At 42.1% G+C, this 20,377-nt stretch carries 15 protein-coding genes; 9 read left to right on the top strand and 6 right to left on the bottom strand.

What is annotated here, in order from left to right; translation table 11 throughout:
• The 4 genes from BUB08_RS15070 to BUB08_RS15085 all read left to right on the top strand — a co-directional run.
• On the top strand, nucleotides 1-630 hold a 630-nt coding region (locus BUB08_RS15070), incomplete at its 5' end, for a T9SS type A sorting domain-containing protein (RefSeq protein ID WP_175550021.1).
• A gap of 247 nt (nucleotides 631-877) precedes the next feature.
• Complete coding sequence (locus BUB08_RS15075) at nucleotides 878-2,185, top strand: T9SS type A sorting domain-containing protein (RefSeq protein ID WP_139249735.1); 1,308 nt, start codon at nucleotides 878-880, stop codon at nucleotides 2,183-2,185.
• 138 nt (nucleotides 2,186-2,323) lie between these two features.
• Nucleotides 2,324-4,852, top strand: a complete 2,529-nt coding sequence (locus tag BUB08_RS15080; protein ID WP_073002729.1) for a right-handed parallel beta-helix repeat-containing protein — start codon at nucleotides 2,324-2,326, stop codon at nucleotides 4,850-4,852.
• 360 nt (nucleotides 4,853-5,212) lie between these two features.
• On the top strand, nucleotides 5,213-8,179 hold the full coding sequence (locus tag BUB08_RS15085; protein WP_073002730.1) for a FlgD immunoglobulin-like domain containing protein: 2,967 nt from the start codon (nucleotides 5,213-5,215) through the stop codon (nucleotides 8,177-8,179).
• Between the two features lie 10 nt (nucleotides 8,180-8,189).
• On the opposite strand, the gene BUB08_RS15090 is transcribed toward BUB08_RS15085, so the two are convergent.
• The 3 genes from BUB08_RS15090 to BUB08_RS15100 form a co-directional block, all read right to left on the bottom strand.
• On the bottom strand, nucleotides 8,190-8,690 hold the full coding sequence (locus tag BUB08_RS15090) for a hypothetical protein (protein ID WP_073002731.1): 501 nt from the start codon (nucleotides 8,688-8,690) through the stop codon (nucleotides 8,190-8,192).
• A gap of 44 nt (nucleotides 8,691-8,734) precedes the next feature.
• Nucleotides 8,735-10,153 (bottom strand): sugar transferase, encoded by a 1,419-nt coding sequence (locus BUB08_RS15095; protein ID WP_083570795.1) that lies wholly within the window; start codon nucleotides 10,151-10,153, stop codon nucleotides 8,735-8,737.
• Nucleotides 10,154-10,245: 92 nt separating this feature from the next.
• The gene (locus BUB08_RS15100; RefSeq protein ID WP_139249736.1) at nucleotides 10,246-11,142 is read right to left on the bottom strand and encodes a Gfo/Idh/MocA family oxidoreductase; all 897 of its coding nucleotides are present in this window, start codon (nucleotides 11,140-11,142) and stop codon (nucleotides 10,246-10,248) included.
• Between the two features lie 110 nt (nucleotides 11,143-11,252).
• Between BUB08_RS15100 and BUB08_RS15105 the strand changes: the two genes are divergently transcribed.
• The 5 genes from BUB08_RS15105 to BUB08_RS15130 all read left to right on the top strand — a co-directional run bounded on the left by BUB08_RS15105 (nucleotide 11,253) and on the right by BUB08_RS15130 (nucleotide 17,036).
• Entirely contained in the window at nucleotides 11,253-11,906 is a 654-nt protein-coding gene (locus tag BUB08_RS15105) for a protein-L-isoaspartate(D-aspartate) O-methyltransferase (protein WP_073002733.1), read from the top strand.
• A 3-nt stretch (nucleotides 11,907-11,909) separates the two neighbouring features.
• A complete protein-coding gene (locus tag BUB08_RS15110; protein WP_073002734.1) occupies nucleotides 11,910-12,548 on the top strand; it encodes an MBL fold metallo-hydrolase in 639 nt (212 codons plus the stop codon).
• A 104-nt stretch (nucleotides 12,549-12,652) separates the two neighbouring features.
• Entirely contained in the window at nucleotides 12,653-15,529 is a 2,877-nt protein-coding gene (gene gcvP, locus BUB08_RS15115) for an aminomethyl-transferring glycine dehydrogenase (RefSeq protein ID WP_073002735.1), read from the top strand.
• 22 nt (nucleotides 15,530-15,551) lie between these two features.
• Nucleotides 15,552-16,355 carry a 4-(cytidine 5'-diphospho)-2-C-methyl-D-erythritol kinase gene (ispE, locus tag BUB08_RS15120; protein ID WP_073002736.1) on the top strand — a complete coding sequence of 268 codons (804 nt, stop codon included), beginning with the start codon at nucleotides 15,552-15,554 and terminating at the stop codon, nucleotides 16,353-16,355.
• Between the two features lie 327 nt (nucleotides 16,356-16,682).
• Entirely contained in the window at nucleotides 16,683-17,036 is a 354-nt protein-coding gene (locus BUB08_RS15130; protein WP_073002738.1) for a hypothetical protein, read from the top strand.
• Nucleotides 17,037-17,199: 163 nt separating this feature from the next.
• Here BUB08_RS15130 and BUB08_RS15135 read toward each other — a convergent pair whose 3' ends face one another.
• From BUB08_RS15135 to BUB08_RS15145, 3 genes are all read right to left on the bottom strand, one after another.
• A complete protein-coding gene (locus BUB08_RS15135) occupies nucleotides 17,200-17,532 on the bottom strand; it encodes a biotin/lipoyl-containing protein (protein WP_073002739.1) in 333 nt (110 codons plus the stop codon).
• A gap of 17 nt (nucleotides 17,533-17,549) precedes the next feature.
• Nucleotides 17,550-19,094, bottom strand: coding sequence for an acyl-CoA carboxylase subunit beta (locus BUB08_RS15140; RefSeq protein ID WP_073002740.1), 1,545 nt, complete (start codon nucleotides 19,092-19,094; stop codon nucleotides 17,550-17,552).
• Nucleotides 19,095-19,289: 195 nt separating this feature from the next.
• Complete coding sequence (locus BUB08_RS15145; RefSeq protein WP_073002741.1) at nucleotides 19,290-20,375, bottom strand: LptF/LptG family permease; 1,086 nt, start codon at nucleotides 20,373-20,375, stop codon at nucleotides 19,290-19,292.
• Between the last annotated feature and the right edge of the window lie 2 nt (nucleotides 20,376-20,377).

Here is a 20,377-nt window from a genome sequence, read left to right on the forward strand (position 1 = left end):
GAAGGAGGAATGGTAACCGAAACATTTATGTTAACCGTTAACCCGGTAAATGATGCTCCGTACCTAGTAACTGCCATTGACGACCAAATGGTGAATGCTTCTTATGTATTGAAAGTGGAAGTAAGCTCGGAGTTGGGCGTTCTTTTTGATGATATAGACGGAGACGAGCTGACCATCAGTGCCATGCTCGAAAATGGAGACCCGCTTCCAGAGTGGGCAGAAATGGTTGATGACACATTGGTTTTCAGTCCGATGATAGAAGACATGGGGTGTATTGATGTTGTAGTAAAAGCAACTGATACAGAAGGCGCTTTTGCAACCGACACGTTCCGGTTGTGTGTTGAAGGTTACCCGGTAAGTGCAGAAGACATTTCCGCAGAAACGTTCAGCGTGAATTTGTATCCGAATCCTGCCCGCAATAACGTTAACCTCGAAATTAAAAGTTCAGGTTATGGTCCGGTAGATGTATCGGTTTACACCATAACAGGGAAAGAAGTGCTTCGCAGGAACTTTGGCAACAGCAGCCTTGTTACGTTCAGCATGGAGGAACAAGTATCAGGAGTATATTTTGTTAAGCTGCAAAAAGACGGACAGATAGCCGTTAAAAAACTGGTACTGGAGAGTAAATGATAGTGGTATTTTTGAGTAAAACAGAAAAGGTTGCTTCTTTGTTGGAAGCAGCCTTTTTTACGTTTAGGGTACCGGTTTTTGTATAATTCCCTGATTTTTAAAGGTGCATAAAACTTGTCGCATTGTTTTGTATATTGAACTCGTTTTGCATTTGTGAAAATTGTTTTATAAAAGGAGTACAAACTTGAGAGCAGATTTAAAAATAGGGCAATGTCAAATTGAAAAGGTTCTGTCAAACCCAATTAAAATGAAGGGAACGGTTTGCGTTTTTCTGCTTTTCGTTGTTTTGTTCTTTAGTAAAATTACCATGGCTCAGGTGCATTTTAATCCTGTGTATGGGCATTTTACGCCTCCGGGATTTATGAATATCAATTTGATTGAGGCAAAAGTAAATGGCATAGATTTAAATGAAGGGGATGAAGTTGGTATTTTTGAAGACGAAGTTTGTGTTGGGTTTTTGGTTCTTTCCGATGAACTTGGTGAATTCGATGATTTACTGGTTGCCCCCGGAGTTGCAGGAATCAACGATCCGGACACCGAAAAAACAGACGGGTTTTCCAATGGACGGATTATTTCATATAAATTCTGGGATGCTTCCGAAAATGAAGAAATTCATTCTGTTGCTCCTGTTTATTATCATGTAATGAGCGGTAGTATTCTTGCAAACACGCCGACTTTTTCGGAGAATGCCTCGGCTTTTGTCAGCCTTACCGGTGTTCACAATTACACACCGGTAGCCAATGCCGGAGATGATTTTGAAGTTGCAGAAGGTGAAGCGGCCCGCTTAAATGGAACAAAATCTTCTGATTACGAAAACGATTTTTTAACGTTTAACTGGACTGCTCCGGACGGAATAATTCTGGACGATGTTAGCTCTGAAACACCCGCTTTTGTGGCTCCCGAAGTACAGGAGAACACCAACTTTAAATTTGTGTTGACGGTAAACGATGGTGAATCTGATTCAAGGCCCGACACTGTTGAAGTAACGGTATTGCATATAAACAAAACTCCTGTTTTTAATACGATTGAAAATGTTACTGCCAATATTGGCTACGGATTCTCCGTAGATATTTCGGTAACTGACCCGGATGAGCTGGATGAGATTTCAATTTTTGCCGACGACTTGCCTCACTGGCTGAATCTGGTAGACAATGGAGATGGTACGGCAGTGTTGAAATCTGACTCCATTCCAAAACTGGAAAGCCTGTTGGGCGAACACAGTGTTGTGCTGAAAGCAAGCGATGGACACGAAACTGTTGATCTATTGTACTCTTTTGTGGTTAGCGTTGATGTTGGCATCACAAGTTTAGACGACGAGGTTTTGAGTATTTATCCGAACGTGACTGATAAACTGGTGAATATTCAGCTTAAATCATTCCCTGAAAACGGCGCAAATGTAGGCGTTTACAATCAGCTTGGGCAAATGGTTTTATCCAGACAAATTAAAGCGCAAAAAACGCAGCTTGATCTTTCCGGCAATCCGGCGGGCGTTTATCTTGTCAGGGTTTCTTTTTCGAGCTTTCAGTATGCCGGCAAAATCATTTTGCTGCAGTAGGATGTCACTTTTTTGTTGAGAATGATTGCGTGTGATGCGCTGTTTTTGAATGTGGGAAATGAAATAATTGCAGATGATGCGTTTTTTGTTCAGGGTTAAAGACTTGTATATTGAACTCAAATTGGAGCATTTTGAAAGATGAATAGACAAACTATAATAGGGAAGACCGGCTTTTTTGTTGCAATATTATTATCTGCATTGAGCTTTGCTTCTGCCCAAAATATCATTAAAAATTCGGGGTTTGAATCTGGTGATATTGTACCGTATTGGTCGGTTTGGCCTGAAAATAACGGCATTTATGTATCTATTGATTCTGAAGTCTCTTTGTCCGGTTCATTTTCTGCAAGGCTTGCCAATAACGAAGTGTATTTATACCAGCGTGTTGTTTTGGAGCCAAACACAAAATATACTTTAAAGGCGTCTGTGAAATCAGAATTGGGTGATGTTATTTATCTGGGAGTAAATAACCATGGAAATGAACCTTCGAACATAATTTTTCAACATACAGAATTTAAAACTGATAGTTTGATTTTTACTACCGGAGAAAACCCCGACAATGACGCCAATATATACGTCTGGAAAGTCGATGGGACAGGAAAAGCTTGGGTTGATGATGTTTCGTTGATTGCAGATAAAACCGGGCAGGCTCCCGATGAGCCGGGAGGGTTAGGAACTTATTACGTAAGTAGTTCGGGAAACGATAATAATGCCGGTACTTCGCCATCAGATGCCTGGCAAACTATTGAAAAGGTAAATCGTATGATTTTTCAGCCGGGCGATCAGGTTCTTTTCGAAGGAGGCGAGGCTTTTTACGGGTGCATTCGTTTGAATGAGTTTGATTCTGGGGTAGTTCCAAACTATGTTTCTTTTGGCTCTTACGGTGCCGGACGAGCTACTATTAATGCAGGAGCTGGTTCCGGGCTGGTAGCTTCTGATTGTCAGTTTCTGAAAATAAGTAATTTGAATTTTGTTGGCGACGGACGTAAAACCGGAAATTCAGGCAACGGTATTAATTTGAATTACTGCTCAAATGTTTTGGTTGACAGCGTTGAAGTCAGTGGTTTTCAGCATGCCGGTGTCGTTGTAAAAAACACCGGAAATAATTTTCGGATTACTAATATTTATGCTCACGAAAATGGTTATGCCGGAATTTATTTCTCGGGAAACTATAAAAATTCGCTTTCTGATATCTATATCGGGCACTGCATCGCAGATAATAATCCGGGCGACCCAACTGTGTTGGACAACCACAGCGGTAATGGAATTTTTGTGTACCTGGCAAGCAGCATTCTTATTGAATATTGCAAGGCATCAAATAATGGTTGGGATATGCCCCGAACCGGGAATGGGCCGGGCGGAATCTGGGTAGCTGAAGTTGATAGTGCGATCATTCAGCATTGTATTTCGCACAGTAATAAAACCTCGGATGGTGGGCAGGACGGGCTTGGATTTGACCTGGACGGAGGAACAACAAATTCTGTTATTCAGTACTGTTTGTCGTACAACAATGAAGGGGCAGGCTACGGCCTTTTTCAATACGATGGCGCTTCGCAATGGAAAAACAATACGGTAAGGTATTGCATAAGTGAAAATGACGGGAATGTGTCGGCGAGAGGAGCTGCGGTGTTCTGGAATGGAGCCGGCGATTCCGATCAGTTTCAGGGACTCCATTTTTATAATAATGTGATATACAACTCAGCGGGGCCCGCTTTGGCGTTTTTAGATCATTTGAATGACAACTTCCGTTTTTACAACAATATTTTCGTTTCGGAACAAAGTAGCGTGTATAATGGAATTAACAATGAACGATTTGCGGGAAACTGCTGGTATTCGTTTAATAACTCGTTTTATCTCGATTCAGAAGTCGGTTTTTTAGAGTGGGCGCAATCCAATAATCAGGAAATGGTAGAAAATGAAATTGTTGGGATGTATGAAAACCCTGAATTTATAAACCCGGGCAATTCCGTTTTGGAAGACCCGGCTCAATTGGGAAAGAGCGAAGATTATACTCTAGCACCCGGCTCGCCGGTGATAAATGCAGGCCTCGATCTTAGCGCTTTTGGGGGTGTTAATCCGGGCAAACAGGATTTTTCCGGCTACCCGTTAACGCAGGTGACGAAGTTTGATATGGGAGCATTCGAACATCAGCAGAAACAGAAAATAGTTTTGACTCCGGGCTGGAATTTTATTTCAATAAGGGTTTTGCCTGCAAATCCCGATTTGATGGATATATTTCAGCCGCTTATCAAATCAGGAAATCTGGTTAAAATTATGGATGAGAACGGATACTCCGTTGAAAATTATGGGTTTGTTGGAGAATGGATGAATTTTATTGGTGATTTGGATCGAATGAACGGTTATAGGGTGAATGTGGTATCTGCCGACACGCTGGAAGTGACAGGCATTGCAATTGATTTTCCGATTGAAATATCGCTTTCTCCCGGGTGGAACATTATTCCCTGGCCTGCGGAGGAGGAACAGAATGCACTTGCTGTTTTGCAACCACTAATTGACGAAGGCTGTTTTGTGAAAGTAGTGGATGAAAACGGAAGCACCATTGAAAAGGCTGTTTTGGAACCGGGGTGGGAGAACAGCATCGGGAATTTCAAGCCGGGTAAAGGGTACTTGGTAAAAGTGAATTCTGCGTGTCGCCTAATTCTAAACTGAAATTGACATAGAATTTCTGGCTGAAATGGGAAAATAGTCCCAGAATGAAATGAATTGGATTTTTTGGAAAATAAAGAATTGACTGTTTTTAGGGTGTTTTGCTTGTGGTATGTTAATTGTCGCCTTCTTTTTGAAAAAATATGATATTTTTATAGTTGTAAAATATCAGTTTGATTTTTTGCCGGGTTGACGATAAATCAATCTTTTTGATTGGGGATACAGAAGAAAAAGAGTAATAGATGGTTTAATGTATTATTTTGAGGGCTACAAAATAAAGTGACTAAGACAGATTTTGCTCAGTATTGAATGTCTGAAAGCGACTTTATATTACGCCGCTGAAAAACAAATAATTTTAATCAAATGAAAAGAGATCGGACGCTTGTGAAATTTATCCCATATTTATTTGTGCTGCTATTTGTTTGGTTGGCAGACATAGATTCAAATGCACAGCCGGAAAAAACTACCGGTTTAAATTCAAAAGATGAAGTTCTCTCGAAGGTTGCAAAAGAGGTGACCCTTCAGATAGAAAGGGAGCGACTTGCGCTGCATGAGTCGGAAAACTCAAAACCGTTAGTTGAAAAGTCTTCGGTGATAAATGACTTTCCGGTGAAAACAGCAATCAGTGAATCAGATTCGATGGTGCTGGTGCGCTTTTTTAACCAAACCGGCGGGGCTAATTGGACAAACAATACGAATTGGCTTGCAGGCCCTGTCAATACATGGTACGGAATAGAAATCGAATCCGATTTTGTAACTGAAATTAGGTTGAAAAACAACAATCTGGAGGGGACAATTCCTCCGGAACTTGGGCAGTTGACCTCCTTGAAACATCTGGATTTGGATACCAATAAATTGCAGGGAGCAATTCCAGTGGAACTGGGCCAATTAACAGAACTGGAGTTTTTGTATTTGAATGGTAACAAATTGACCGGAACTATTCCTGCCGAATTATTGCAGCTGGTAAATCTTGAACTATTGTATTTGAGCGACAATCAGCTTTCCGGAGATATTCCCGAAGGATTTGAACAGATTGCCGGGCTCCGGTGGCTCGATTTGAGCCACAATCAGTTTTCCGGTTCAATTCCTGTTGAATTTGGGCAATTTGCTTCTCTGCTGTTTTTGGATCTGGGACAGAATCAGTTTACGGATACCATCCCGGCGTCGTTTGGGCAGTTGGCAAATCTGAGGTGGTTGGTTTTAAGCGATAATCAGTTGGATGGGGAAATTCCGGTAGAGTTGGCCGCTCTTTCCAGTCTTGAGCAATTGTATCTTGAAGGAAATCAGTTTAGTGGAGGTGTTCCTGCGGAGTTGGGACAGCTAACGAATCTTCTTTGGTTGAATTTGGGACAGAATCAGTTGATCGGATCTGTCCCTGTGGAGCTAGGGCAACTGTCCGATCTTCGTTTGCTCTACTTGGATGGGAACCAGTTGGATGGAGGAATCCCTGTTGAGCTTGAACATCTGACTGATTTAAGATGGGTTAATTTGAGTGAAAACCAATTAAGCGGCAGTATTCCCGACGAAATATGGCAACTGGCTAACCTGGATTTGCTTTTTCTGGATTCGAATCAATTGACGGGAAATATTTCTACACAGTTGGGGCAGTTGGCCGGTGTTGAGTGGTTGGATTTTGGACAAAACGAATTAACAGGCGCAGTTCCGAAAGAGATTAGTCAGTTGGCAGATCTGCAGATATTTAATGTAAAGTCAAATCGACTGGATTCTCTGCCTGAAATTGTTGCGCCGGAAAGCCTGGCATATTTCGATGTGTCAGATAATCAACTTGGGTTTGACGATCTGGAACACAATATAGATTTGGAATCAGCGCTGGATTTCTTTTATTCTCCGCAGGACAGCATAGGAACAACCCGGGTGTTTTTGGAAAAAGCGGGGGACAGTTTCAGCTTTTTGCTGGAGGTCGGTGGAGAACAAAATGTGTATCAATGGTACCGAAATGGAGTGCTTCTGGAATCGCAAACCTCGTCAACGTTGGCATTCGATAATCTTGCTCCCGGAAATTCGGGGAAATATTATTGCGTGGTAACCAACACGCTTGTTCCTAATTTGGTTTTAACAAGCAGATTGGTAACCTTAAAAATTGAACAGTGCCAGGAGTTGGTGTTTGATGAAGGGTGGCACATTATTTCGGTTCCGGTATTGCCGGAGCAGGCAGATGCCGAATTCCTTTTTCAGTCGATGATCGACAAATCAACATTGTTATCTGTTCTGGATGAAGATGGAAATGTGCTTGAAGAAGGCGAATCCTCGGAGATTTGGCAGAATGATATTGGCGATATTACTCCCGGTAAAGGATATAAATTGAGAGCCGGCGATAAAGATACCGTTGAAATTTGTGGGGTGGTGTTGGATTATCCGTTTTCAATTCCGTTGAAGGCCGGGTGGAATATTATTGGATTTCCACACACGTCGCCTGCTAATTCAGATGAGGTGATTCAATCACTGGTTGACAAGGGTACTCTGGAAAAAGTGCAGGATGAAAGAGGAAATGCAATAGAAGACTGGGGTGAGTCTGGTGGTTGGAAAAACTTTGTTGGTAATTTTGTCCCGGGCAAAGGTTACAAAGTGAAGCTCACTGTTGCCGATACCATTTATATTAACGAAGTTTATCAGGCATCCGATGTCCAGTCAATTGCTTCGCCAGTACATTTTCAGCCGTCTTTTACCGGCAATGGCGTTGATCATATGAATATTAACATTACCAATTTGTCGTCCGCTTTTTTTAGCCCCGGTGATGAGTTGGCGGTTTTTGACGGCGACTTTTGTGTTGGCGCAGTTGTATTGACCGAGTTTCAGATTGAAGAACAAGCTGTTTCAATTGCCGCTTCTGCTGCTGGTGCTTTTGGAATGAGCGGATTCACAGAGGGAAATACCATTATGTTGAAGTTCTGGAGCGCTGAAAATGATCAGGAAATGGTGTTGACTCCTGAATTAATGGACGGGACACTCACTTTTCTTAAAAATGAATCGGCATTTCTCAGCCTGGCTGAATATACTGCTGCCGGCATAGTGGATGAGTTTCCGGGAAGCCGGGCGTCAATCAGTTGCTATCCCAATCCTTTCAGCAGTGAGGTTACCATCGAAATAGTGCAATCCGAAGCAGACAATGTTCAACTTGAAATATTCAATCATCTTGGACAGCGGGTGAAAACTCTTTCTAGCAGAGTTCGTTTGCCGGCAGGTGTTCACAGGTTTGTCTGGGACGGAAAAAGCTCAGGTGGCCAGATGGTTGCTCCGGGTGTTTATTATGTGAATATGGTGACGAACAACGTTCAAAAGCAGAAGAAGATACTGCTGTCTGGTTTCTGAAAAAAGGGCTTTATTCGTTTGCACGGTTAAAAACAAAAGTGCCTTCAGTGTTCGTTACGCTTTTGTCGCCATCGAGATCCAACTGAAGGATTAACTGATTGTTGTATTCTGTGTGAATTCCAATAAAAGAAGGATGAATATTCAGGTGGTCCAAAATGATGGATGCAAAATTATTGTCTGCGTCGTTGAAGTATGTTAGTTGACCGTTTTTGTCCACAACTCCTATTTTGGCAATCTTTGCTTCAAGGGTGTTGTCAATTGTGAGAAATGTGCCGATAAATTCACTAACAGGAATGTTAGATTCGTTTTGCTGAATGCAGATTGTTGACTTAAAGGTGTTTGTGCTGATTTCGAGCGTTTGAGAAAACTCAGTATCATTTTCTTCGTTTAGCCAGCTTCTTTCCCATGAGCCAATGTACAAAGGAGTTGGTTTTTCGTCTTCCCGGCAGGACCATGAGACGAGTATTAACAGAACAAACAGAGCTGTTTTTACTGAACTTGTAGTTTGCATTTTGAACAGGTTGGTGTTGTTACGTTCTGATGTTTTTGCGGAGTTTATTTCCCGTTCGCTTTAAATGCAACCATTACGGTGTAAATGAGTATTTTGAAATCGATGTAAAGCGATATGTTTTTCATGTACATCATGTCGTAGGGAAGTCGTTCAAGCATTTCATCAACGTTGGAAGCATATCCGTATTTAACCTGGCCCCAGGAGGTGATTCCCGGGCGGAGCTTGTGCAGATGCGTATAATGCGGTGCACGTTTAACAATCTGGTCGATAAAATATTGCCTTTCAGGACGTGGCCCCACCAGCGACATATCGCCTTTTAAAACATTGTAAAATTGCGGAATTTCATCGAGGTGGGTTTTTCGCAGAAACCGGCCGATTTTGGTGATTCGCGTGTCGTTTTCACTTGAAAGTGCCGGCGTGCCGTTTTCTGCGCCCTGCACCATGCTGCGCAACTTATATATTTTAAAAGGTTTACCAAATCGGCCAATACGTACCTGCTTGTACATAATGGGGCCTTTTGACGATTTTTTGATTAAAACAGCCAATACTAAAAAAACAGGGAGAAACAGAACGGAGGCGATAACCGAAAGTACCACGTCGATTAACCGTTTTGTGTTTGCCTGCCACGACGGCATAAGTCCATTGGAAATTTTTATGAGCGGACTGCCATAGATGGTAGTCGTTTTAACTGTTCCCGATAGGAAATCGTACAATTCGGGAATTCCCCAGATGGTTATCTGGCGGTTTTCCAACACCGTTAAAATTCCGGTCAGTTTTTCGTGCTCGCGTGTTTCTATGGCGATAATTACCTCTTCAATGTTATTGTCTTGAATTATTTCATTCAGTTGGTTGATTTTTCCCAGTTGGGGAAGGTGCTGACCCAGAAGCTTGTCGTCGTTATTTTCAACGCCGATAAACCCTTTGAAGAGATTTCCCGCCGGGCGCTTTTGACCCGACATTTCTTTGAAAACTTTTTCTGCTTTTTCGTTACTGCCAATCAGTAATGTATTGAATCCGATTTTACGGTGGTGAATTTTATGAATGGTGTGTGTTGTAAGAATCAGCCTGAAAAAATAGGTGAAACTAAAGTGAAGCGCCAATAACGTAAAAAACAGGTGGTAATAATTTTTGTACGAGTGAATGTAATCGTCCAGAATGAGGGTAAAAAAAATGACGATAACCCCAGTGACAGAGGTCAGTAATGTTTGCCAAAGCTCCAGGAGCCTGGATCTTCTGTAAATATTATCGTAAAACCCTGTGATGTAGTAGAACAGAATCCATAAAGCAGGAATAAAAAGAAGGCCAAGAAAGTACTGACCCGTAAATTCGATGGGGATATCAATGCCAAATCGCTGGGGTTCAATAATGGCTTTTCTGTAAATGTAAAATGCAGTCCAGCTTAAGGCGGCAGCAATAAAATCCAGAGTTAAATATTTAGCAACTTGCCACTTTTTGTTCATCATTCGAAGTTAAGTCAGTCTGTATGCATTACAATTTCATACAACTAACGCATTGTTCAAAAAAATATTGCGGCAAAAGTAGTCTTTTCGGCGGGTTAATTTCCTGAAAAATGGTCTAACTTCGATTTGATTCGTTGAACGGTCTGAATCACAGCGGAGTAGTCTTCGATGTTGGTGGTGTTTTGTTTTTTCAGAATGATGGAATTCAGAAAATCATTGGTTTCTTCTTTCTCTTCCAATTCTGAAAGATCGAGGGGGATGTTGTTGCAGAAATACTGATTCCGGATAAAATCAAAATCTGTAAACTGATTGTTGGCAAAAGTCTTTATTCTGAATTCACTTTCAGTACTCATTTTTCCGTAGCAAATATTTACTCTTGTTCCGTTTCCAAACTCCATCTGGATGCTGTTGATTTCTGAATCGGCCGGAGCAGACCGAAATGAAACAGCATTTATTTTTTTTGGAGTTGTGCCTGCGCTGTTTTTCAACATCAGTATTAGCCCGACAAGAATATCGTCGGCAGGTTGTTCGTCGCTGAAGTGGGAAACTTCAATTAACGAAGGTTGTTTGACGTTTGCATTTAACCACTGAATGGCCGGAGTGTAATAAAAAGGGTTGGTTACCTGGATAATGGTTTGAGCCTCTTCTGCCAGTTTGGCAATTTGATTGCATTCATTAGAAGTTAGTTCCGGGTAGCTGGTGGCAAAAAAATGTTTCGATTTTTTAACCATGTCGCAGAGCAAGTCAAACGGCAGTAGCGAAAACCGGTTAATCAGCAACACATCCGACCTTTCTATTAATTCAATACGATTAAATTCGGGAACAGAATAACGGGTATGCCCGGGTTTCGATGGCGTCCCGACTGATGATTTCCCCGTGATGTGTACCTCGCGGTGTTTCTGAGCTTTCTGGATGAAGGCATCCAGGAGCTGAATGTCTCCTATCAAACCAAGGTTTAGCATGTCACAAATATAGAAATAGAGATAACCCATTTTCGGAAATTGCTCATTAACTTATCAACTTTATGTGTTAATATTGCAGAAAAAGAAATTTAGCAAGACCCGGTTGGTTCGGCTATTTTTGCGGCTTAATTGGATGGAACATGACAGAATTCGATAATTTGCGGCATCAGGGAATGCGAAAGCGCTTGGTGGACGGCTTGAAAATAAAAGGGATAAGAGATGAGAGCGTTTTGGCTGCCATTGGAAAAGTACCGCGCCATTTGTTTATGGAAAGCTCGTTTCTGAACTTTTCGTACAAGGATCAGGCGTTTCCGATTGGAGCAGGGCAAACCATTTCCCAGCCTTATACTGTCGCTTTCCAGTCGCAGCTTTTGCAAATACAAAAAAATGAAAAAGTGCTGGAGGTAGGTACCGGCTCCGGATACCAGGCTGCCGTTTTGGTTGAGCTGGGCGCAAAAGTATTTACCATCGAACGTCAGAAAGAGCTTTTTCGGAAAGTGCAGTCGTTTCTGCCTGAAATAGGTTATCATCCGGCTTGCTTTTTTGGCGACGGATACGAAGGGTTGCCTGCCTTTGCTCCATTCGATAAAATACTGGTAACTGCCGGCGCTCCGCTGATTCCGGTTGCATTAAAGGAGCAGCTGAAAATTGGAGGGAGGCTGGTTATTCCTGTCGGAAAGGACAATCATCAGGAAATGCAGGTTATTGTTAGAGTTTCCGAAGATGAATATAAGTCGGAAAAGCACGGCGGGTTTGTGTTTGTCCCATTGTTAAAAGGAGTTGTCAATATTTGATATATGCTAAAAATTGAAAAATTCGTAGTAAATCCGTTGCAGGAAAATTCGTTTGTCATTTCTGATGAAACAGGTGAGTGCATTTTTGTTGATCCGGGCTTTTATTTTGAAGTGGAGCACGACGAGGTTCGCGACTACATTTCGGATAACCATCTCAAGCCTGTAATGATTGCCAATACCCACTGCCATTTCGATCATATTATGGGGGTTGAGTTTATTCGTAAGGAATATGACGTCCCTTTTTATGCGCATCCCGACGATGCTTTTTGGGTTGAAAAAGCCCTTGAGCAAGGTCAGATGTTTGGGTTTGCAATGGCACAGGTTGATGCCCCCGATTTCTTTTTTAAAATGGCAGAGCCGTTAAAGTTTGGAAATACCGAATTAGAGATTATTCACGTTCCGGGGCATTCTCCCGGGCATGTGGTTTTTTACTCCAAAAAAGAAAATGTACTGATTGCAGGGGATGTTCTTTTTCACGGAAGCATCGGACGAACCGATTTGCCGGGGGGTAATCATCAGGCATTGGTTTCCGGTATTAAAAACAAGCTTTTTGCGCTGCCCGACGAAACTCATGTTTTTTGCGGCCACGGCCCGGAAACCACAATTGGCTTTGAAAAAACTTCGAATCCTTTTCTAATGTGAAATGGCTGAACCCTGCTTTTATTAACGGATAGATGGAATAAATCATTTTTTCAAAAAGAGCGATACTTTATACTTGCAAACAATTTAATAAAAATAAAAGACACATGTCTCACGATCGTTTTGTAACCCGGCATATTGGTCCGCGCGAGGACGAAATTCAGGAAATGCTGAAAGCAATTGGCGTTTCATCAATGGAAGAGTTAATAGCACAAACTGTTCCCGATGATATTCGCTTAAAAGAACCTTTGAAACTCAAAGAAGGACTCACCGAAAGGCGGTATTACAGAAGAATACTCAGCCTGGCAGATAAAAACAAGGTTTTCAATACGTACATTGGAATGGGGTATTACGACACCATTACTCCGGCAGTTATTCTGCGTAATGTATTGGAAAACCCGGTTTGGTACACTTCATATACTCCTTATCAGGCTGAAATTTCGCAAGGACGGCTGGAAGCTTTGTTAAACTTTCAGACAATGGTTTGCGAACTGACTGCCATGGAAGTTGGTAATGCATCGTTGCTGGATGAGGCCACTGCTGCTGCAGAAGCTATGATAATGATGTTTAACATGAGAACCCGGCAGATGGTAAAAGCGGGAGTAAATGTTTTACTTGTTGATGAAAAGATCTGGCCGCAAACTCTTGATGTGTTAAAAACCCGTTCCAATCCGTTGGGAATTGAATTGAAAGTTCAGTCAAAAGATTCATTCGATTTTTCCGACAATGTTTTTGGTGCAGTTGTACAATACCCGAATTCCGATGGCGAAATTATAGATTACGCGTCGTTGGTAAACAGTGCGCACGACAACGGAGTGAAAGTAGCTGTTGCTGCCGATTTGCTTTCGCTGGCACTGCTTACTCCTCCCGGAGAATGGGGCGCTGATATCGTTTTTGGAAGCAGTCAGCGTTTTGGTATTCCTATGGGATACGGCGGTCCGCATGCTGCTTTTTTTGCGGCTCGCGAAGAATACAAACGACACATGCCCGGAAGAATTATCGGCATTACAAAAGATATGCACGGCAATCGTGCTTTAAGAATGGCGCTCCAAACTCGCGAACAGCATATTAAAAGAGACAAAGCAACTTCGAACTTATGTACGGCGCAGGCGTTGCTTGCAACCATGGCAGGGTTTTTCGGAGTTTATCACGGAGCCGGAGGAATAAAAACCATCGCTCGCCGGATTCACAATATCGCAGCTTTTCTTGCCGAAGAAATTGAAAAGTTGGGATACAAACAACTGAACCATAATTTCTTTGATACGTTGAGATTTTCGCTGCCGAAACATGTGAAGCGCGAAGATATTGAATGGCTGTCACTGGAGCTGGAAATGAATTTCAGGTATTTTGAAAACGGGGATGTAGGAATTAGTATTGACGAAACTACCAACCGCGAAGACATGACCTGGATTCTGGAAGTATTTGCCAAAGCCGCAAACAATTCGTGGTCGGTTATTCATGAATATCCAAAAGGTTATGAAATAGATCCGAAGTTTGCACGCCAGTCAAAATTTATGACACAGGACGTGTTCGAATCGTATCGGTCTGAGACCGAAATGGTGAGGTACATTAAAAGGTTGGAACACAAAGATATTTCGCTTACTCAATCTATGATTTCTTTGGGGTCGTGCACCATGAAATTAACTGCGGCCACAGAAATGCTTCCGCTTAGCTGGATTAAATTTAACGGCATCCATCCTTTTGTCCCGAAAAACCAGGCAATGGGATATCACGAAATGATGGAAGAATTGCGCCGCGATTTGGCAGAAATAACCGGAATGGCAGACGTAAGTGTGATGCCTAACTCGGGAGCTGCCGGAGAATACGCAGGGCTGATGGTTATCCGGGAATATCACCGGAACAGGGGCGAATTGCAACGAAATGTAGTTTTAATCCCGTCGTCGTCGCACGGAACAAACCCTGCCAGCGCAGTTATGGCCGGATTAAAAATTGTGGTTGTAGATTGTGATGACAGAGGAAATGTTGATTTGGAGGACTTGCGGAAAAAGGCTGAACTGAACAAAGAAACACTGGCTGCGCTTATGGTTACCTATCCGTCAACTCACGGGGTTTTTGAATCATCAATCGTTGAAATGTGCCGGATTATACACGAAAATGGCGGTCAGGTTTACATGGATGGTGCAAATATGAATGCGCAGGTTGGACTCACTTCTCCGGGGAAAATTGGTGCCGATGTTTGCCACCTGAATTTGCACAAAACCTTTGCTATTCCGCATGGTGGTGGCGGCCCGGGAGTTGGTCCCATTGCAGTAGCCGCGCACCTGGTGAAATTTCTTCCTTCGCACCCGATTATGAATAACGGACACATTGGAATAACAGCAGTTTCTGCTGCTCCGTGGGGAAGTGCATCTGTTTTGCCAATTACTTACGGATACATAAAAATGATGGGTGCCGAAGGATTAACCAAAGCAACCGAGGTAGCCATTTTAAATGCAAATTACATTGCTAAAGCCCTGGAAAAAAATTACGGTATTGTGTACACCGGAGAAAATGGCAGGGTAGGCCACGAGCTGATTTTGGAATGCAGGCATTTTAAAGCGTCTTCCGGTGTTACCGAAGAGGATATTTCAAAACGGCTTATGGATTTTGGTTTCCATGCGCCAACGCTTTCATTCCCTGTGCATGGAACTTTGATGGTTGAACCAACCGAAAGTGAGTCTAAGCAAGAACTTGATCGGTTTATTTCAGCTTTGAATGTAATCTACGATGAAATAAAAGAAGTGGAAAACGGAGAAGCAGATAAGTCCGATAATGTGTTGAAGAACTCGCCACATACTGCAGAGCAGGTTACTTCCGACAATTGGACGCACGCTTACCCAAGGCAAAAAGCAGCATGGCCTGTTGCCTGGTTAAGAGAAAATAAGTTCTGGGTTCCGGTTGGCCGGGTAGATAATGCCTGGGGCGACAGAAATCTGATTTGCACCTGCGGTTCACCAAAAGAGTACGAACTGATTGGTGAGTAGCAGCACAAAGGAAATATAAACAATGATTGTTTTTCCGAATGCAAAAATAAATATAGGGTTGAACGTGGTTTCCAAAAGGCCGGATGGCTATCACAATTTGGAAACCGTGTTCTACCCTGTTTCTCTTTCGGATGCTTTGGAGATGGTTGAAGCACCGAAATCCGGTATTTCTTTTTCGGGAACAGCGGTTCATGGGGCTCCCGAAGATAATCTCGTATTACGAGCTTACAATCTTGTGAAAAAGGATTTTGGTTTGCCTCCGGTGCATTTTCATTTGCACAAAGTAATACCAACCGGAGCCGGGCTGGGCGGCGGTTCTTCCGACGCTGCGTTTACATTAAAGTTGCTGAATAATTTTTTTGAACTGCAAATCAGCGTTGAACAGTTAAAAAACTATGCCGCTGCAATTGGAGCCGATTGCCCGTTTTTTATTGAGAACAGGCCGGCTTTTGCAACAGGCATCGGCGATGTTCTTTCCCCTGTTCAATTGGATTTAAGCAGGTATAAACTTCTTATTGTAAAACCACCTTTTGGGGTAAGCACTCCTGATGCTTACCGGAATATTGTTCTTTCGGTGCCTTCTTTTTCGCTGTCAAAAATTCAGGAAAGGCCTGTTGAAGAGTGGAAAGAATTGGTTAAAAACGATTTCGAAAAGAGTGTTTTTAAAGAATATCCGGAGATAGAAAACATAAAAATGAAATTGTACGAAATGGGGGCTGTTTATGCATCCATGTCAGGAAGCGGCTCTTCCGTATTTGGTATTTTCAGGGAACTTCCTGTCCAAATTCCCGGCCAATTTCCAAATGATTATTTCGTGTTTAGTTGAATTGTCACGCCTTCCTAGTTGTCTTGTTCCCCTAATTTGTTTGTTACTTTTTCTGAGTTTAATATGTTGTGGCAGTGTTTTTTCTTAGTTGTAGCAATTCGAAATTGTTCTTTATAGTAAAGTGCTTTTCTTCGCCATTTACCGGCAATTTTCAATAAAAATACTTTTTCGTATTTTATTCGACCGATGAAATCCGTCTTTCGCCGAATTTTGCAGCATGCTGGCATACTTTACATATTTTTTAACAAAAAGGAATGTAACCTTTGCACCTGTAATTAGTCTATTTAGATGAAACAATTATAGAAACAAGCAATAAAAACAGAAACAATGAAAACAATGAAAGCTCAATTAAGTCAGATTTTTTTAGTCACATTCCTGATTGCAATACTGGTAAGCGGAAATGTGGATGCTGAAGGAAATGAAATGATAGTTGTCTCAGGCCTTGAAAATACTGTAGAACCCGGACTTGTTGTTGAAGACTGGATGGTAACCGAGGATTGCTGGCTTACTGCAGAAAGTGATTTTTTTGTTGCTACAGACCACGATGAAGATCTTTCGGTAGAGTTCTGGATGTTAGACAAAAGTAAATGGGGATTAGCTGCATTTGATTATGCCTCAACCGACCACGAAAACAGGTTGGAGCTTGAAAAGTGGATGGTAAACGAAATGTTTTGGAATTAATGAGGAGATAGTGATAACGCGATTAGTTTAGTTGGATTTTTAAAGACTGTTGGAAACAACGGTCTTTTTTTTAGCTCAGAACTGTTGATGGAAAATTGCAGAAACAAAAAAAACCGCATCCAATGTGCGGTTTTTCTATTATTATTATTATTATCTGTGAAGTCTATTTAATCCGGACTGGTTTAATTTCCAGCATCAGGTGTTTTCTTGGAATGACCTCGTCTTTTGTAACGTAAATTTTTACGATTTCGCCATCAAATGGCATTCTTACCTGATTTTGCATTTTCATTGCCTCAAGTAAAAGCAGGGTTTGTCCTTCTTTTACTTTTTCTTTTGGCTTTACAAAAATGTCGATAATTGTTCCGGGAATAAATGAGTAAATGTGATTCGGATTGGGGGCTTCCCAATTCAACCGGTTTTCAAATTTCCAGGTGTAAGTGGTTTTGTACACTGCTCCCTGAACTACGAGGTTTTTGAATTCTTTTTCTTCTGTCATACCTGTTTTTTAATGGATTAAAACGGTGGAATCCCGTGTTTTTTGTTGGGAAGATGAACGCTTTTGTTCTCAGAAATCTGCAAAGCGTGAAGAATTCTTCCTCTGGTTTCGCGGGGTTCAATTACCTCGTCAATATATCCCTGTGCAGCTGCAACATACGGATTGGCAAATTTCTCTTTGTACTCCTGTATTTTGTGTTGCCTTGTTTCTTCCGGGTTTTCAGACTCTGAAATTTCTTTACGGAAAACAATGTTGGCAGCACCTTCCGGCCCCATTACTGCAATTTCTGCAGTTGGCCAGGCAAATACAAAGTCGGCGCGCAAATGGCGCGAGTTCATGGCAATGTAACCACCACCATAAGCTTTTCTGAGAATTACCGTAACTTTCGGAACGGTGGCTTCGCTGTATGCATACAAAATTTTTGCACCGTGCCTGATAACACCGGCGTGCTCCTGATCCACTCCCGGCAGGTAGCCCGGAAGGTCTTCCAGTGTAACAATAGGAATATTAAATGCATCGCAGTAACGGATAAACCTTGCTGCTTTGTCCGAACTGTCGGTGTCAAGAACACCTGCAAGCACCATTGGCTGGTTGGCAACAAAACCCACGGTTTCGCCGTCCATGCGTCCAAACCCTATAATAATGTTGGGTGCAAAAAGCTCCATTACTTCGAAAAACTCCGAGTTGTCGGTAATTGTTTTTATGAAGTCGCGCATGTCGTAGGGAATACGCGGATCTGAGGGAACCAGGTCTTCAACCTTTTTGCCTTTTTTCGGCGGTTTGGGAGGAAATGGCATTGCTTTGGCGCCATTATTTCTAGGAATGTAGCTGATAAGTTTTTTTATCTGCTCAAAACATTCCAGCTCGCTGGTCGCATAAAAGTGGGCATTTCCTGTAAGTTCGGCATGTACTTTTGCTCCACCCAGCTCTTCCATTGAAATTTCTTCGCCCAAAACTGATTTTATAACACTTGGGCCGGTGATAAACATTTTGGAAATGTTTTCTACCATAAAAACAAAATCGGTAAGGGCCGGAGAGTAAACTGCACCACCGGCACATGGTCCGAGAATAACAGATATTTGCGGAATTACGCCTGATGCCAGGGTGTTGCGAAAAAATATTTCGCCATACCCGGCCAGCGAATTAACCCCTTCCTGAATACGGGCGCCACCGGAATCGTTAATTCCAATTAGCGGAACCCTCATCTTCAGGGCATGATCCATTATTTTTGTGATTTTCCGGGCGTGCATTAGCCCCAGCGAACCACCTGCAACGGTAAAGTCCTGGGCAAAAATACAAACCGGTTTGTTGTAAATTGTTCCTGTCCCGATAATTACGCCATCTCCGTGCAGCACTTTGGTATCCATGCCAAAATCTCTGGCACTGTGCTCAACAAATAAGTCGTATTCGTGAAAGGAATTTTTATCCAAAAGGGCAAGGATACGTTCACGGGCAGTCAATTTTCCCATTTTTGCCTGTTTCTCGATGGCTTTGTCGCCACCGCCTTTTTGTACCTCCCTTTTCCTTTTTCGAAGGTCAAGAACGTTACTTCTTAATGACATAAAACTATTTTTAATTTATTAATCCCCCTTCGTTGAAGGGCTTTTTGATCTCGATAAATCGAAACAAAATTATAAATTTTTTCCCTCGGGTAACAGATTTTATAATTTCAGGGATACATTTTAAGAGACATTCGCATTATGAAATCGAATAATTACATTTTTTGTTTGAATGGTGGAATCTGGTAAAAAACTGTTTTATCTGGCTGCCCACCTGAAAACAAAGAATGCAATTATGCTGTATCCGAGGTTGGGAATCCATACGGCAATAAGAGGCGGAGCAGTTCCGCTTACTGCAAAAACCGTTGATATTTGCATAAAAAGTATGTACGAGAAACTTAGCAGCAGGCCAAGCCCCAGATGAAATCCCAGGCCTCCTTTTATTTTTCGGGACGCCAGTCCGGCACCGATAATCGTTAAAATGAAGGCGGAAAATGGGCCGGCAAGTCTTCGGTGCTTTTCAATTTCCCATTCAATTGTATTTACCCCGCGCATTTGCATTAACGAAATTTCCCTCCTCAGTTCGGGGGTTGTATAATTTTCCATCTGGTTTTTGACAATCTTATAGTCAGCGGGCGACATGTTCAAAGTGGTATCCATGCGATATCCTTTTTCAAACTCTTCGTGTGAATCGTAAATGGTTCTTTTCCACCAGTTGTTCAGTATCCATTTTCCGCTTTCTTCGTCCCAACGAATATTGTCTGCCGTAATTTTTTCCACCAGTTGGGCGCCGTCAAACTTCTCAAGCGTAAACCTATCGCCCACATTACTTGCATTAAACCGGCGCATGTAAATAAATACTCCTGGTTCAATTTGCCGGTGAATGTTTATTTCAGAAGAAACCGATTGCCTGTTGTTGTCAATGTAATACTGCCTGAACTGGTTCATGGTTTCGTTGGCCGGGGGAATAATGTAATTGCCCAGGGTAAACGAAAAAACACCCAGAATGAATGCAGATACCATGTAAGGCCTCATTAGCCTTGTGTAAGAAACCCCGCTGCTTAAAATGGCAATAATCTCGGTGTTGTACGCCATTTTCGACGTAAAATAAATTACGGCAATAAACGTGAAAAGCGGGCTGAAAAGGTTGGCAAAATAGGGAATGAAGTTCAGGTAATACTCAGTAATAATAGTTGTCCAACCAACATCTTTAGATAAAAATTCGTCGAGGTTCTCCGACATGTCGAACACCACTGCAATACTTAGGATGAGGGCAATGGCGTAGAAAAATGTCCCCAGAAACTTTTTAGTTATGTATATGTCTAAAGTTTTGTAGAACCTCATAA

The sequence above is a fragment of the Mariniphaga anaerophila genome, from assembly GCF_900129025.1.
Lineage (GTDB): Bacteria > Bacteroidota > Bacteroidia > Bacteroidales > Prolixibacteraceae > Mariniphaga > Mariniphaga anaerophila.